The 14,855-nt window shown below is 71.1% G+C and carries 12 protein-coding genes; 11 read left to right on the top strand and 1 reads right to left on the bottom strand.

The features are described 5' to 3' along the window. Positions 1 to 64 precede the first annotated feature (64 nt). The 11 genes from ligA to CITRI_RS15855 all read left to right on the top strand — a co-directional run bounded on the left by ligA (position 65) and on the right by CITRI_RS15855 (position 13,824). The gene (gene ligA, locus CITRI_RS0101810; protein ID WP_050813554.1) at positions 65 to 2,509 is read left to right on the top strand and encodes an NAD-dependent DNA ligase LigA; all 2,445 of its coding nucleotides are present in this window, start codon (positions 65 to 67) and stop codon (positions 2,507 to 2,509) included. Continuing rightward, positions 2,506 to 3,417: an inositol monophosphatase family protein gene (locus CITRI_RS0101805; protein ID WP_010142849.1), complete on the top strand. Its 912-nt coding sequence runs from the start codon at positions 2,506 to 2,508 to the stop codon at positions 3,415 to 3,417. Before ligA ends, CITRI_RS0101805 begins: the two co-directional genes overlap by 4 nt. A 511-nt stretch (positions 3,418 to 3,928) precedes the next feature. Then, a complete protein-coding gene (locus CITRI_RS0101800; protein WP_029138959.1) occupies positions 3,929 to 6,016 on the top strand; it encodes a beta-glucosidase in 2,088 nt (695 codons plus the stop codon). A 301-nt stretch (positions 6,017 to 6,317) separates the two neighbouring features. Next, a complete protein-coding gene (locus CITRI_RS0101790) occupies positions 6,318 to 6,836 on the top strand; it encodes a hypothetical protein (protein WP_010142847.1) in 519 nt (172 codons plus the stop codon). A gap of 555 nt (positions 6,837 to 7,391) precedes the next feature. Then, on the top strand, positions 7,392 to 7,658 hold the full coding sequence (locus tag CITRI_RS0101785; protein WP_141565893.1) for a hypothetical protein: 267 nt from the start codon (positions 7,392 to 7,394) through the stop codon (positions 7,656 to 7,658). Between the two features lie 62 nt (positions 7,659 to 7,720). After that, positions 7,721 to 8,485 carry a nucleotidyltransferase gene (locus tag CITRI_RS0101780; RefSeq protein ID WP_010142845.1) on the top strand — a complete coding sequence of 255 codons (765 nt, stop codon included), beginning with the start codon at positions 7,721 to 7,723 and terminating at the stop codon, positions 8,483 to 8,485. A gap of 136 nt (positions 8,486 to 8,621) precedes the next feature. Continuing rightward, on the top strand, positions 8,622 to 9,251 hold the full coding sequence (locus CITRI_RS0101775) for an N-acetyltransferase (RefSeq protein ID WP_010142844.1): 630 nt from the start codon (positions 8,622 to 8,624) through the stop codon (positions 9,249 to 9,251). 78 nt (positions 9,252 to 9,329) lie between these two features. Next, positions 9,330 to 9,626, top strand: a complete 297-nt coding sequence (gatC, locus tag CITRI_RS0101770; RefSeq protein ID WP_010142843.1) for an Asp-tRNA(Asn)/Glu-tRNA(Gln) amidotransferase subunit GatC — start codon at positions 9,330 to 9,332, stop codon at positions 9,624 to 9,626. A 5-nt stretch (positions 9,627 to 9,631) separates the two neighbouring features. Next, on the top strand, positions 9,632 to 11,218 hold the full coding sequence (gene gatA, locus CITRI_RS0101765) for an Asp-tRNA(Asn)/Glu-tRNA(Gln) amidotransferase subunit GatA (RefSeq protein ID WP_010142842.1): 1,587 nt from the start codon (positions 9,632 to 9,634) through the stop codon (positions 11,216 to 11,218). After that, positions 11,215 to 12,729, top strand: a complete 1,515-nt coding sequence (gene gatB / locus CITRI_RS0101760) for an Asp-tRNA(Asn)/Glu-tRNA(Gln) amidotransferase subunit GatB (protein ID WP_010142841.1) — start codon at positions 11,215 to 11,217, stop codon at positions 12,727 to 12,729. The genes gatA and gatB overlap by 4 nt, the downstream gene beginning before the upstream one ends. Before the next feature lie 114 nt (positions 12,730 to 12,843). Then, a complete protein-coding gene (locus CITRI_RS15855; RefSeq protein ID WP_010142840.1) occupies positions 12,844 to 13,824 on the top strand; it encodes a phosphotransferase in 981 nt (326 codons plus the stop codon). Here the strand turns inward: CITRI_RS15855 and zapE are convergent. Then, positions 13,796 to 14,845, bottom strand: coding sequence for an AFG1/ZapE family ATPase (gene zapE, locus CITRI_RS15850; protein ID WP_010142839.1), 1,050 nt, complete (start codon positions 14,843 to 14,845; stop codon positions 13,796 to 13,798). The genes CITRI_RS15855 and zapE overlap by 29 nt on opposite strands. Positions 14,846 to 14,855: the final 10 nt, after the last annotated feature.

The raw sequence follows: 14,855 nt of genomic DNA, 5'->3' as shown, positions 1-14,855 counted from the left end.
CGCGCCGCGTCGGCGCCCGGAGAGCGTGGAGGCGTCCTAGGCTGGAGCGGTGAGCACGCAGCAGATGGACCGAGATCCCGAGGTCGACGCCTCCGTCCAGCCCGAGGCCGGGGACATCCCCACCGAGGCCCTGCGGGAGAGGTACGAGCACCTCGTGGACGAGGTCCGCAAGCACCGCGTCGCGTACTACCAGAACGACGCCCCGCTGGTCTCGGACGCCGAGTACGACGCGCTCTACCGCAGCCTCGAGGACCTCGAGGCCCTGCACCCCGAGATCGTCTCCAACGACTCGCCGACCCAGGAGGTCGGCGGCGAGGTGTCCACCGCCTTCGCCCCGGTCACCCACCTGGCCCGGATGTACTCCCTCGACGACCTGTTCTCCATCGAGGAGCTGCGGTCCTGGTACGCGAAGACCTCGGCCTCCATCGAGGCCATCGCCCCGGGCACCACGCCGCGCTGGCTCGTCGAGGTCAAGATCGACGGCCTGGCCGTGAACCTGCTCTACCGCGACGGCCGGCTGGTCCGTGCCGCCACCCGCGGTGACGGCACCACGGGTGAGGACGTCACCCACAACGTGATGACCATCAAGGACATCCCGCAACAGCTCTCCGGATCCGGCTGGCCGGCCGAGATGGAGGTCCGCGGGGAGATCTTCATGCCCACCTCCGACTTCCGGGCCTTCAACCAGCAACGGGCCGAGGCCGGCCTCGCCCCGTTCGCCAACCCGCGCAACTCCGCGGCCGGGTCCCTGCGCCAGAAGGACCCCGCGGAGACCGCCAAGCGTCCACTGAGCATGTTCGTCCACGGCATCGGCGCCCACTCCGGCCTGGAGGCCGGCTCCCAGCACGCCACCTACGAGCTGCTCGCCGGCTGGGGCCTGCCGACGAGCCCCTACACGCGGATCGTGGAGGGACTGGACGGCGAGGACGGAAGCCCCGACGGCGGCATCCTCGCCTTCATCGAGGACCACGGCCAGAAGCGCCACGACCTGGTCCACGAGATCGACGGGATCGTCATCAAGGTCGACTCCTTCGCCCTGCAGCGGGCCCTGGGCCACACCTCGAGGGTGCCCCGGTGGGCCGCCGCGTACAAGTACCCCCCAGAGGAGGTCCACACCCGGCTGCTGGACATCCGGGTCAACGTGGGCCGCACCGGCCGTGTCACCCCCTACGCGCTGATGGAGCCGGTGGTCGTCGCCGGGTCCACCGTGTCCATGGCCACCCTGCACAACCAGGACGTGGTGAGGGCCAAGAACGTGCTCATCGGGGACACGGTGGTGCTGCGCAAGGCGGGGGACGTCATCCCGGAGATCGTCGGGCCCGTCCTGCCCCTGCGCGAGGGCAAGGAGGTCGGCACCGGACCGGAGGCCGCGCTGCGCGAGTTCGTGATGCCCACCGAGTGCCCGTCGTGCGGCACCACCCTGGCCCCGGCCAAGGAGGGCGACGTGGACCTGCGCTGCCCCAACGCGCGCACCTGCCCCGCCCAGCTCACCGGCCGCATCGAGCACGCCGCCTCCCGCGGTGCCTTCGACATCGAGGCCCTGGGCGAGGAGGCCGCGCTCTGGCTGACCAACGGCCCCGGCCCGGACCCCGCCGAGAACGGGGGCCGTGTCCGCCCCGAGGGGCCCGGCGTCCTCACCTCCGACGCCCAGCTCTTCGACCTGGTCCACCCCCAGGACGATGGGCTCCGGGACGACCTGCGCCGCCGGCTGGGCGAGGTGCGGGTCTGGCGGGAGAAGCGCAAGCGCGTGGACGGCAGGATGGTCCCCTCCGGCCAGTGGGAGCTGAAGCCGTACTTCTGGACCCAGGGCACCGCGAAGAAGCCCTCGGAACCCACAGCGAACACCCTCAAGCTCTTCGACGAGCTCGAGAAGGCCAAGTCGCAGCCGCTCTGGCGCGTTCTGGTGGCCCTGTCCATCCGGCACGTCGGCCCGACGGCGGCCCGGTCCCTGGCCACCGCCTTCGGCTCCATGCGGGCGCTGGCAGACCTGGTCACCACGGTTCCCGAGGGGCTGAGTGCCGAGGAGGCCCGCGCCGCCGCCCAACAGCGCCTGGCCGACGTCGACGGGGTCGGCCCGATCATCGCCGAGGCCGTCATCGAGTGGTTCGGCGAGGACTGGCACGCGGAGATCGTCGAACGCTGGCACGATGCCGGCGTCGTGATGGAGGACGAACAGGACGAGGACACCCCGCGCACCCTGGAGGGCCTGACCGTGGTGGTCACCGGGTCGCTGGAGGAATTCAGCCGTGACTCCGCCAAGGAGGCCATCATCGTCCGCGGCGGCAAGGCCTCCGGTTCGGTGTCCAAGAAGACCGACTTCCTCGTGGCCGGCGAGAACGCCGGTTCCAAGCTGGACAAGGCCGAGTCCCTGAAGGTCCCGGTCCTGGACGAGGCCGGCTTCATCCGGCTGCTGGCCGAGGGACCGGCGGCCGTGCAAGACCCCGCCGCCCACGAGGACCCCGACACCGATGGAGAGGACACCATGACCGACAACGAGGAGCAGCGATGAGCCGCGGACTGCTGGCCGTGGCCCGGGCCGCGGCCCGGGCGGGAGCGGCCGTACTGGCCGAGCGGCCCCTGAGCCCGACCCCGGCCACGCGCCAGGACCTGGGCGCGGACACCAAGAGCTCCGGTTCGGACTGGGTCACCGACTACGACCGCCGGGCCGAACAGGCCGTCCGCGAGGTCATCACCGCCTACCGCCCGCACGACGCGATCTCGGGGGAGGAGTACGGGCACACCGAACCGGCCACCCCCTCGGGATACCGGTGGTCCATCGACCCGCTGGACGGGACCACGAACTTCATCCGCGCCATCCCGCAGTTCTGCACCTCGGTGGCCGTCGAGGGCCCCGGGGAGGACGGGGACGAGGGGGTGCGCTGGCTGGCCGGCGCCGTCGTCGCCCCCGCCCTGGGCCGCAGCTGGTACGCGGCCGCGGGCCAGGGCGCGTTCTCCACCGTGGACGACGCCGTCACCGGGACCTCGGGGGAGCCGGTCCGCCTCCATGGCCCGGTCTTGGGCCGGTCCGGCCGGCTCCTGGCCAGCGGCTTCGGCTATGCCGGGGCGCGCCGCGACTTCCAGTTGCGCGCCCTCGCGGCCATCCTGACGCACTTCGGGGACGTGCGGCGGATCGGCTCGGCCGCCCTGGACCTGTGCATGGTGGCCGACGGCACCCTGGACGCCTACGCCGAGTTCGGCATCCAGGAGCATGACTGGTCCGCCGGCGCCCTGATCGCCGAGGAGGCCGGAGTCCCGGTGCGGCGGCCCGCGCACGCCGACGGCACCGACCACCCGGACTGGACGGTGGCCGGCCTACTGGACCCGGACGCGGGAGGCGGGACCGGGGACGCCGCCGACCGGCGGGCCTGGGCCGACGCCGTCGAGGCCCTGTTGCCCGGGGGCCCGGAGCAGGCCTGACCGGTTGATCCCGGGCGCCAGGTCCGCCAGGGCTCCCAGACCGGACCCGCCGGGGTGGGCGCCGGCACCGTGTTCCCGCCCGCCGAGACCAGGATCATCGTGGCTCACCGCCCCCGCCGATGTTGCCGCCCTGCGCGGGTTTCCCGCGGCGCCCTTCAGGCCGCGGTGAAGGTTGTGCCTCAACGCTTGCGATGTCCTGTGGAGCCGACTCAGACTTGATACGGGTCCGCATGAACTCACGAGCCGGGGAACTTCCCATGCCGGACTGTGACGTGGAGGACGTTCAGGGGCCTCATGCCCAGTACCTGGCCTGGGGGGAACCCCACCTCTGAGCAACGCGTCAGGCGCTGAAGCGGAATGGTGACCGGGCCCTGCTGGCCCCGCCCCCGCCGATGACCAGCCGAATGATCGACCGACCACATGTCGAGGAGGCGAGGTCGTGGAGGTGAATCCGGACGCCGGGAGGGTGGATTCCGCGGCGGACCGCAGGGCACGAGAGACCGAGGAGCAGATGACCGATGATGAGCGGTTCTCGCTCGTCATCAGTGTCCTTGGTGCTGTACCGGGAAGTGCGGCGGCCAGCACGCGCGATCCTCGCATCCCTGAAGACGTCATGATGAGCGCGGGGTACACCCCCGGGGTGCCGCGTCTGGGGATTCCCGCGATTCAGAGCAGTGATGCCAGCATGGGCGTGACCAACCCCGGCTACCGGCCGCAGGACAAGGGCGCGACGGCGTTCCCGTCCTTGATTGCGTTGGGGTCGAGCTTCAACCCGCAACTGGTGCGGGAGGGAGGCGGGGCGATTGGCCGCGAGGCGCGGGACCGGGGGTTCAATGTCCAGCTCGCCGGTGGCTGCAATCTGGCGCGGGACCCGCGCAATGGCCGCAATTTCGAGTACTACTCCGAAGATCCGTACCTGAGCGCGGTGCTCGCGGCCGCGCAGGTCCAGGGCATCCAACGCCAGGGCGTCATCTCGACGCTGAAGCACTACTCGCTGAACTGCAACGAGACCAACCGCCACTGGCTGGATGCCATCATCGACCCCGACGCGCACCGAGAATCGGATCTGCTGACCTTCCAGATCGCCATCGAACGCTCCCAGCCCGGCGCGATCATGAGCGGCTACAACAAGATCAATGGCGAGTACGCCGGCGGCAACCAGCACCTGCTCAACGAGGTCCTCAAAGGGGCCTGGGACTATCCGGGGTATGTGATGTCCGACTGGGGGGCAACCCCGCAGTGGCAATTCGCGCTCAAGGGCCTCGACCAGGAGTCCGGTCTCCAGGCCGACACGTTGTTGTGGGGCAGGCAACCCTTCACTGACGAACTCAGGGAGGCCCATGCCCGCGGCGAGCTGCCCGCGGACCGGCTGTCGGACATGGTGCGCCGCATCCTGCGGTCGCTGTTCGCGGTGGGTGTCGACCGATGGGGACCAGCTCCGGACGTTGACATGGCGCAGCACCAGCGGATCGCCCTGGAAGGGGCCCGGCAGGGAATCGTGCTGCTGAAGAACAACGGTGTGTTGCCGATCCCACCGGACAGGCCCCTGAAGATCGCGGTTATCGGAGGTTACGCGCAACTCGGTGTCATCAGTGGTACCGGTTCGGGTGCGGTGGCCCCGGTGGGCGGCTTTGCCGGCGTGATCAAGATCGGCGGAGCAGGCGTCATGGGCAAGCACCGCAACCTGTTCCTGTTCCCGCCCTCTCCGCTCGAGGAGCTGGCCAAGGCCCTGCCTCATGCGCACATCGACTTCGACCCCGGGTACACGCCGGCAGAGGCTGCCTTGACGGCGAAGCGCTCCGATGTGGTGATCGCCTTCGGGATCCGCGTCGAGGGAGAGGGGTTCGACAACGCCGATCTCTCCTTGCCGTGGGGCCAGGACGCGGTCATTGACGCAGTCGCCTCGGCCAACCCGAACACGATGGTCGTCCTGGAGACCGGAAACCCGGTGTCCATGCCATGGCGTGACAAGGTGGCGGCGATCCTGCAGGCATGGTATCCGGGACAGGCCGGCGGGCAGGCGATCGCCGAAGTGCTCACCGGTGCGGTCAACCCGTCCGGACGCCTGCCGGTCACCTTTCCGGAGGGCCTTGAGCAGACACCCCGGCCAGAACTGCCCGGACTGGGGACGCCCTGGGGCACCGCTGTGACGATCGAATACAACGAGGGCGCCGAGGTCGGCTACCGCTGGTTCACCAAGACCGGGGCGACACCGATGTACGCATTCGGCCACGGGCTCAGCTATACCGTCTTCAAGTACAGCGACCTGAAGGTCACCGGCGGCGACACGGTCACGGCGGCGTTCACCGTGACCAACACCGGCGACAGGCCCGGTGCCGACATACCGCAGTTGTACCTCACCGAGGCGGCCGGCGATCAGCGGCGGCGGCTGCTCGGCTTCGAACGCGTGCACCTCCAGCCCGGCGAATCGCACCGGGTCACGCTGAATGCCGAACCGCGGCTCCTGGCGCGCTTCGACGGCACCGCCGGCAAGTGGCGCATTGCCGCAGGCACCTACAAGGTCGCGGTCGGCAGATCCGCCAACAGCCTCGACCTCACCGCCGAGACAGCGTTGACGAGCGCCCTGTTCGGCGCCTGACTTCGAGACCGACGAGCCACGACCGCCACAGGACCCCGCACGCAGGAACGGACCTGTCGAGCGCTCGGCCAGATCGGGCGGCGAAGTCCCCCACCGGTGTGCCACCAACCAGGCAGGTGTGACGAATGGGCAAGACTTCGGCTCCGCGGTTCGAGGATCCTCTAGGCGCGACGACCGCGGAGGAAAAGGCGTTGCAGTTCTCCTGTGCGCCCGTGCCCTCCATGTGCACCGGGCAAGTCCACTCCGTCTACACTGTCGAGCGCGCCTTCCTCACGGTCGCGACGGTCGGGTGGCAGATTTCATGACGCCGATCTCACCAGATGCTCCCGACACGCCCACCGACCACGGACACACGCGGGAGCTTCGCAGGGAGGGCCTGACCACGGCCCTCTACGTCGCAATCTGCGTGGTCGCAGCCCTGATCGCCCTGCCCGAAACAGCGGACCCGCACCTACCCGTGCTCGGTGTCATCTGGGGCATCAGCATCGGATTGGCACTCGCCCACTGGTTCGCGTTCCGACTCTCGGCGCGGATGGTGGGCGCCGGGAAAGTCAGTCCCGAGGACGTGCAGTCGGCCACCGTGCAGCTGGTCGGCGCAGCGGCGACCGCACTGCTCGCCTCCCTTCCGGTGGTGTTCCTGCCCGCCTCCCTCGAGGTCGGGATGTCTCTGCTGGCGCTCTCCATATTCATCAGCGTCGTCGGGTACCACGTGGCGCGCGCTGGCGGTGCGACGCGCCCGCGTGCCTTGGTCTACGCACTGGCGGTGCTGGTCATCGCCGTCGGGACCGCGGCGTTGAAGAACATCCTTTCCGGCCACTGAGCAGGCGTCGTCGGGGAGGCACTGGGTGGGGGAACCCGTCGGGGTGGTGTCCGTGGCACTCGGGCTGGCTGAGGCCACCGGGGGGCGCTGAGGTCCAAGAAGCGGCCGAGGCCGTGCGCACCAGTCAGCGACGAGGACGCAGACCGGGCGGCGGGGGAAATGGAGCCCGTGCGCGCTCCGAGCCCTCCACGCCAAGGCCACGGGGGGCCTTCGATATTGCCGGCCGGTTACGTCGTGCCTCACCACTCGGCTCGTGCCCGCCCCACAAGTCGATCCCCCCGGAGTTCACGGACTTCTTCGACCCAGCGGCGTCATGGCTCATGCGTTCACGCTATCGGCCTGACGAGGACGGAAACCGTGATGATACGCCTGCATACAACCAGATAGCTTTGACCGCCTGGGGACCCTCAAGCGGAACGCACGGTAAGTGGAGACGCACGGTGCGGCTGGGAAGACCAGCGAACCCACGGTTCTTTGTCGATATGGGTCAGCGTGCGATGAACTGGACCCATGGGGTTATTCCTAGGGTCAGGCGCGTGGCTGATCGGGACCGTCATGTTCACCCTCACGTTCCAGCAACTGCGCGAAGCGAATCCCGGCGACAAGATCCCCCAGTTCTGGGGTCGCCCCAGACATCATCCAGGCAGGGTGTACGTGTATCGAACCGTTGCGCTCTTCTTCCTGATGCTCTCGGCCTATTTCTGGCTGGAGAGCCTGGGCTACTGGGCGCTGGGGCTGTCCTTCATTGTCGCGGCCATCCCCGCAGCGGTGCTCAACACTCGCCACAATCGACGGGTTCAGGCACACGGCGGTGATGGGTGATGTACGGTCTCCCCGCGGCTGTCCCATGTCTCCAACCCTCACCGGCCCGGCGAAGTACCAACGTGGAGGCCTATCTCGAAGCCGTCGTCAAGACTGCCCGCCAGGTGCTCGGCACCGGGTTCGTCGGGGCGTACGCCGCCGGATCGTTGGCCCTGAACGCGTTCCAACCCGGCCGCAGTGACATCGACATCGCACTGCTCTGCAGCGATCCACTGGGTGAGCCCGTCAAGCGTGAGTTGATCGCCCGGTTGCGGCACAGCGCCCTGCCGTGTCCGGCCCGGGGGCTGGAACTGGTCGTCTACACCCTGGACACGGCACAGTCGGGCACCGCGAGACCGGGTTTCGAACTCGAGTTGAACGACGGCCCGGCCATGGCCTTCCGGCAGAGCCTCCAACCAGCGGACCGCCCGGTGGCCGACGGGACCTTCTGGTACGGGCTGGACCGCAGCATCCTGCATCAGGGCGGCCGGGTGCTGGCGGGGCCACCGGCAGCAGAGGCCTTCGCCGAGCTACCCCCGGATGAGCTGCGGAGCCTGCTGATCGACTCGCTGCGCTGGTGGATGGCGCTGCCCGCCCAGACGGAGGACTGCCCCGCGGCCGGGGCCGACGACGCGGTCCTGGGGGCCTGCCGGGCACTGGTCCGGTATCGCCACGGCAGGTGGCTGTCCAAGGTTGCCGCCGGCCGCCAGCTCCTCGAGGCCGGCTACCGGCCGGTCGAGGCCATCGAACAGTCCATGGCCACCCGCTCCGGTGGGCCCCCGCCCTCAGGCCGGCAAGCCCGGACGTTCCAGGAAGGCGTGCTGAGGGAGATCCTGACTTCGGCCTGACTGTCGGCATGACCATCACCCGACGGGCTCGCCCAGGCCCGGCGGCGTCGGGGACGCACTGGTGATCACTGCCGTGCGCCGGGCACCGCTCGGTGCCGTGCTCGCCACCCACCGAGGCCACGCGTAGGATTTCGGCGTGCCCCATGACGACCACGGACCGATCGCCGACCAGACGCATCCCGGGCTTCCCGAGGACGACCGGCCTCCGCTGACGTCCCGCGTGGACGGGGTGACCGTCCGCGACGCCCGCGAGGAGGACCACGCCGCGATCGCCCACCTGACCGTGGCGTCCTACGTGGACGGCGGGCACGTCCACCCCGAGGACGCCTACATCGAGCATTTGCAGGACGTCGCCGGCCGAGCCGGCCTGGCGCGCGTGCTCGTGGGCGAGGTCGAGGTCGGTGAGGGCCGGGACGCGCGGCGCGTCGTGGCCGGTTCGGTGGTGCTGACGCTGCCGGGCATGCCGATGTCCGAGACCGCCCGGGACGGGGAGTTCGAGTTCCGGATGCTGGCCGTGGACCCCGCCGTGCAGCGCCGTGGCGTGGCCCGTGCCCTGGTCCGTGCCGCGATCGACCGCGCGCAGCAGCTGGAGGGCATCGAGGCGGTGGTGCTCACCACCATGGAGACCATGACCTCGGCCCACCGGCTGTACGAGTCCGAGGGTTTCGTCCGGGTCCCGGAGCGGGACTGGCGCCTGTCGGACATCGGCCAGGAGCCCACGGACGGCACCGACCAGCTCTACTGGGTGTTCCGCCGGCCGGTGTGAGCCGGGCCCGGCCCGCACTGCTCCGGGACTAGACTGGTCCACCGAACCACACCATCCGCGGAAGACCACAGGAGACCCATGTCCGCCATCACCCGTGAGGACGTCGCCCACCTGGCGCGACTGGCCCACATCCGGATGGACGAGCAGGAGCTGGACAAGATGTCCGGTGAACTGGCCGTCATCATGGATGCCGTCGCCGCAGTCAGCGAGGTCGCCGGGGACGACGTGCCGCCGACGTCCCACCCGATCCCCCTGACCAACGTGTTCCGGGAGGACGAGCCGGGGGAGATGCTCTCCCAGGAGCAGGCCCTGGCCATGGCCCCGGAGGCCGAGGACGGCCAGTTCCGGGTGCCCGCGATCCTCGAGGGGGAGTGACACGCATGACCGAGTCGACTGAACTGATCCGCCTGACCGCCCTCCAGATGGCCGAGAAGCTGCGGGCCGGGGAGATCACCTCCGTGGAGCTGACCCAGGCCCACCTGGACCGGATCGCCGCCGTGGACGGCGGGGAACGCGGCATCCACGCCTTCCTGCACGTCAACCCGGACGAGGCGCTTGCCGTGGCGGCCGAGGTGGACGCGATCCGCGCCGCCGGCGGCGCCGAGGCCGAGGCCCTGCACCCGCTGGCCGGCGTGCCGGTGGCCGTGAAGGACAACATCGTCACCGTCGGCCAGCCGACGACCGCCGGTTCGCGGATGCTCGAGGGCTGGATGAGCCCCTATGACGCCACCGTGGTGACGAAGCTGCGCCGGGCCCGGTTGCCCATCCTGGGCAAGACCAACCTGGACGAGTTCGCCATGGGCGGCTCGACCGAGCACTCCGCGTTCGGCAACACCCGCAACCCCTGGGACCTGGACCGGATCCCCGGCGGTTCCGGCGGCGGGTCGGCCGCGGCCATGGCCTCGTTCATGGCACCGCTGGCGCTCGGCTCGGACACCGGGGGCTCCATCCGCCAGCCGGGTGCCGTCACCGGCACCGTGGGCGCCAAGCCCACCTACGGCGGGGTCTCCCGCTACGGCGTGATCGCGATGGCCTCCTCCCTGGACCAGATCGGCCCCGTGGCCCGGACGGTGCAGGACGCCGCCGCCCTGCAGGAACTGCTCGGGGGCCACGACGCGAAGGACTCCACCTCACTGACCGAGCCCCTCGAGGGACTGCTCACCGCGGCGCGGCAGCACGACGTGACGGGCCTGCGGATCGGCATCGTCTCCGAGCTCAAGGGCGAGGGCTACCAGGAGGGTGTCCTCGAGCGCTTCCGCGAGGCCGTGACGATCCTGCGGGACGCCGGTGCCGAGGTCATCGAGGTCTCCTGCCCGCACCTGAAGTACGCCCTGGGCGCCTACTACCTGATCATGCCGTCGGAGGCCTCCTCCAACCTGGCCAAGTTCGACGGCGTCCGGTACGGCAACCGCGTCGTCCCCGAGGAGGGTGGCACGATCGAGCAGGTCATGGGCGCCACCCGCGCGGCCGGCTTCGGCGAGGAGGTCAAGCGCCGCATCATCCTGGGCACCTACGCCCTCTCGGCCGGGTACTACGACGCCTACTACGGCTCCGCGCAGAAGATCCGCACGCTCGTGCAGCGGGACTTCGACGAGGCCTTCTCGAAGGTCGACGTGCTCATCTCCCCGACCTCCCCGACCACGGCCTTCGGCCTGGGCGAGAAGATCGACGACCCACTGGCGATGTACCTCAACGACGTCGCCACCATCCCGGCGAACCTGGCCGGCATCCCCGGCATCTCCGTGCCCGGCGGACTGGCCGAGGGCCTGCCCGTCGGCGTCCAGTTCCTCGCCCCGGCCCGCGGCGACGCCGTGATGTACCGGGCCGCCGCGGCCCTGGAGATCCGCCTGGAGGAGGCCTGGGGCACACAGCTCTGGGCCCAGGCGCCGGACCTGGACGACACCCGCAGCACCCAGCCGGCCGGCGTCGGGACCGCTGACCGCACCGCAGGAGGAGAGAACCGATGACCGCCGTCACCGACGAGGTGCTCACGTTCGACGAGGCGATGGCCGAGTTCGACCCGGTCCTGGGCTTCGAGGTCCACGTGGAGCTCAACACCAAGACCAAGATGTTCTCCTCCGCCGCCAACGCCTTCGGGGATGTGCCCAACACCAACGTCACCGAGGTCGACCTGGGCCTGCCCGGCGTCCTGCCGGTGGTCAACGGCAAGGCCGTGGAGTACGCCATCAAGCTCGGACTGGCCCTGAACTGCCAGATCGCCGAGACGTGCGGCTTCGCCCGGAAGAACTACTTCTACCCGGACACCCCGAAGAACTTCCAGACCTCCCAGTACGACGACCCGATCGCCCACGACGGCTGGCTGGACGTCGAGCTGGAGGACGGGACGGTCTTCCGCGTGGAGATCGAGCGCGCCCACATGGAGGAGGACGCCGGCAAGCTCACGCACGTCGGTGGCGCCTCCGGCCGCATCCAGGACGCGGCGCACTCGCTCGTGGACTACAACCGCGCGGGCGTTCCGCTGATCGAGATCGTCACCAAGCCGATCGCCGGGGTGGGGGAGCGGGCGCCGGAACTGGCCCGCGCCTACGTCACGGCCGTCCGGGACATCGTGAAGAACCTGGGCATCTCCGACGCGCGGATGGAACGCGGCAACGTGCGCTGCGACGCCAACGTCTCGCTGATGCCCAAGGGCACCGCGGCCTTCGGCACCCGCACCGAGACGAAGAACGTGAACTCCACGCGCGCCGTCGCCCACGCCGTCACCTACGAGATCCAGCGCCAGGCGGCCATCCTCAAGGCGGGCGGCTCGATCGTGCAGGAGACCCGGCACTGGCACGAGGACACCCGCACCACCACCTCGGGCCGGCCGAAGTCGGACGCGGACGACTACCGGTACTTCCCGGAGCCGGACCTGGTGCCGATCGTGACCACGCCCGAGTGGATCGAGGAGCTGCGCGCCCAGCTGCCCGAGCCGCCCGCCGAGCGCCGCAAGCGCCTGAAGGCCGACTGGGGCTTCTCGGACGAGGAGTTCCGGGACGTCGTCAACGCCGGCGTACTGGACGAGATCGCGGACACCATCGCGGCCGGGTCCACCGCCGCCGCGGCCCGCAAGTGGTGGATGGGCGAGATCGCCCGCCTGGCCAACGTGGAGGGCAAGGACATCCCCGAACTCGGGGTCTCCCCGGCCGACGTCGTGGAGGTCGAGGCGCTGATCGCCGAGAAGACGATCAACGACAAGATCGCCAAGCAGGTCCTGGGCTTCGTGGCCGCCGGCGAGGGCTCCCCGCGGGCCATCGTCGAGGCCCGCTCGCTCGCGGTCGTCTCCGACGACGGCGCCCTCACCACCGCGGTGCAGGACGCCATCGCGCAGAACCCGGGCGTGGTGGAGAAGATCAGGGGCGGCAAGCTGCAGGCCATCGGCGCCCTCATCGGCCCGGTCATGAAGGCCACGCGCGGCCAGGCCGACGCCGGGCGCGTGCGCGAGATCGTCATGGAGCAGCTGGGCATCACGGAGTAACCCCCGGGACACCCCACGCCACGACCGGGAGGTCGACGGCTGACCCGCGGGCCCGGAGACGGGCCGGTCCACGTCAGCCCTCGACCTCCCGTCGTCTCCAGGAGAGGCCGGGAGATGCCGCGTCACCGCCGGTCCGGCGAACCGGACGTCACGGCCGGACTCGTCCGCGCCCTGCTGGCGTCCCAGCACCCGGACCTGGCGGCGCTGCCGATCGGTGGGGACGTGGACCCGGCCCCGGGCGGCGGCGTGGTCCGCGGCTGGGACAACACGATGGTCCGGCTGGGGGAGGACCTCGCCGTCCGCCTGCCCCGGCACGACGCCGGCCAGGCCCTCCTCGACCGGGAGGTCGCCTGGCTGCCCCGCGTCGCCGAGCAGACCGGGCTGAGGCTCCCGCGCCCCGAGCGCACCGGGGCCCCCGCGGCCGGGTACCCCTACCGGTGGGCCGTGGTGCCGTGGGTGGCGGGCACCCCGGCGGCACGCCGCCCGGCCGGGGCCCGGGACGCCTACGCCGCCGCCCTCGCGGGGTGGCTGCGACGCCTGCACGTCCCGGCCCCGCCGGACGCCCCGGACAACCCGTTCCGCGGCGTGCCGCTGGCCGCGGCCGCCGATCGCTTCGATGCGCGCTGGCGGGCCCTGCGACCCCACTGCCCCGAGACCCTGGTCCGGGCGGTGGACGCCGCCTGGCAGGAGGCACAGGCGGCCGGGGACCACACGGGCCCGCCGGTCTGGCTCCACGGGGACCCGCACCCGGACAACACGGTGCTGGCGGAGGACTCCACGGGCACTCCGCTCGAGTCGCCGGAGCCGGTCCTGGTCGACTTCGGGGACCTCTGCGCCGGGGATCCCGCCTCGGACCTGGGGATCGTGCTGACCCACTTCACGCCCGCCGGGGCCGCCGCGTTCCGGGCCCGTTACGAGGCGGGCCGGGCCCCGGACGATGACCTCTGGCGCCGGGCCACGGGGTGGTCCCTGGCCGTGGCGACCGTCTTCGCCGCCCAGCCGCCGGAGGACGTCCTGCACGCGATCGGCTGGGGCTACCTGCGGCAGTGGGGTCCGCGGACGGGACTCAGCCCCGCAGCAGGCTCAGCCGGCTGAGGAACCGGTCGGCGTCGCGCGGGAGGCGCCCCGGCCCGGCCCAGTCATCCAGGGGCAGGGCCGCGGTGACGTCCAGGCGCAGGTCCGCGTCCACGAGCACGTCCACGAGGAACGCGAACCGCTGGAAGGACTGGTCGTCGATGTCCTCCGGGGCCGGGACGCGCAGCAGTCTCCAGTGGTCGTACTCCCGCGCCAGCCCGAGGTAGTCGTGCACGGAGACCGGGTGCTCGCACAACTGCGCGAACGTGGCGGTGAGGACTCCCGCAGCGGGATCCGCGGCGGTCACCCGCAGCCGCCGGGTACCGCTGGTCCCCACCGGCACGCTCGCCCCCGTCGCGGGCCCGGCACCGTTCGTCCCGGTACCGTTCGTTGTGCCAGCGGTCAGCCCGGCACCGTTCGGCCCGTCACCGGTCAGCCCGGTCCCGTCCTGCCCCGCGCCGGCGGCCGTCCACGTCCCGGCCGCGAACCCGCGGTCGGCGCCCCGGGTCAACGGCCGGTAGTCGACGCCGTCGGGGACCTGCCGCACGGTGAGACGCTCCTGGATCAGCCCGATGACCGGTTCGAGGTGATGGTGGAACAGGGGATCCGGCAGCAGGTCCGCGGGCGGGTAGTTGGAGGTCAATAGCACCCCGGCCTCGAGGTCCAGCAGGGCGGGCAGTACCCGGCGCAGCAGGTGGGCGTCGCCGACGTCGTGGACGTGGAACTCGTCGACGTACACCAGCCGGGCGTCCCCCAGCAGGCGCCGCAGGGCGCTGTCGACGCTGACCTGTCGTCCGGCCGGGGCGCCGGTCACCGACTGGGTGACCTGGCCCAGCAGGGCGTGCATGTGCATCCGCACCTTGGGCACCTCGGCCGCGTCGAAGAACCGACCGCTGATCCACGTCTTGCCCCGGCCCACCCCGCCGTGCAGGTAGACCCCGTGTGCGTGCCGGGAGCAGAGCAGCCGCACGGTCTCGCGCTGCCCCGCGTCGAGCTGCTTCGCGTCGGCCTCCAGCGCTGCGGTCAGCGTCGCGACGCGCACCCGGGGCCAC

It is taken from the genome of Citricoccus sp. CH26A (genome assembly GCF_000224415.1).
Classification (GTDB): domain Bacteria; phylum Actinomycetota; class Actinomycetes; order Actinomycetales; family Micrococcaceae; genus Citricoccus.
This window is presented reverse-complemented; position numbering and strand designations above follow the sequence as displayed.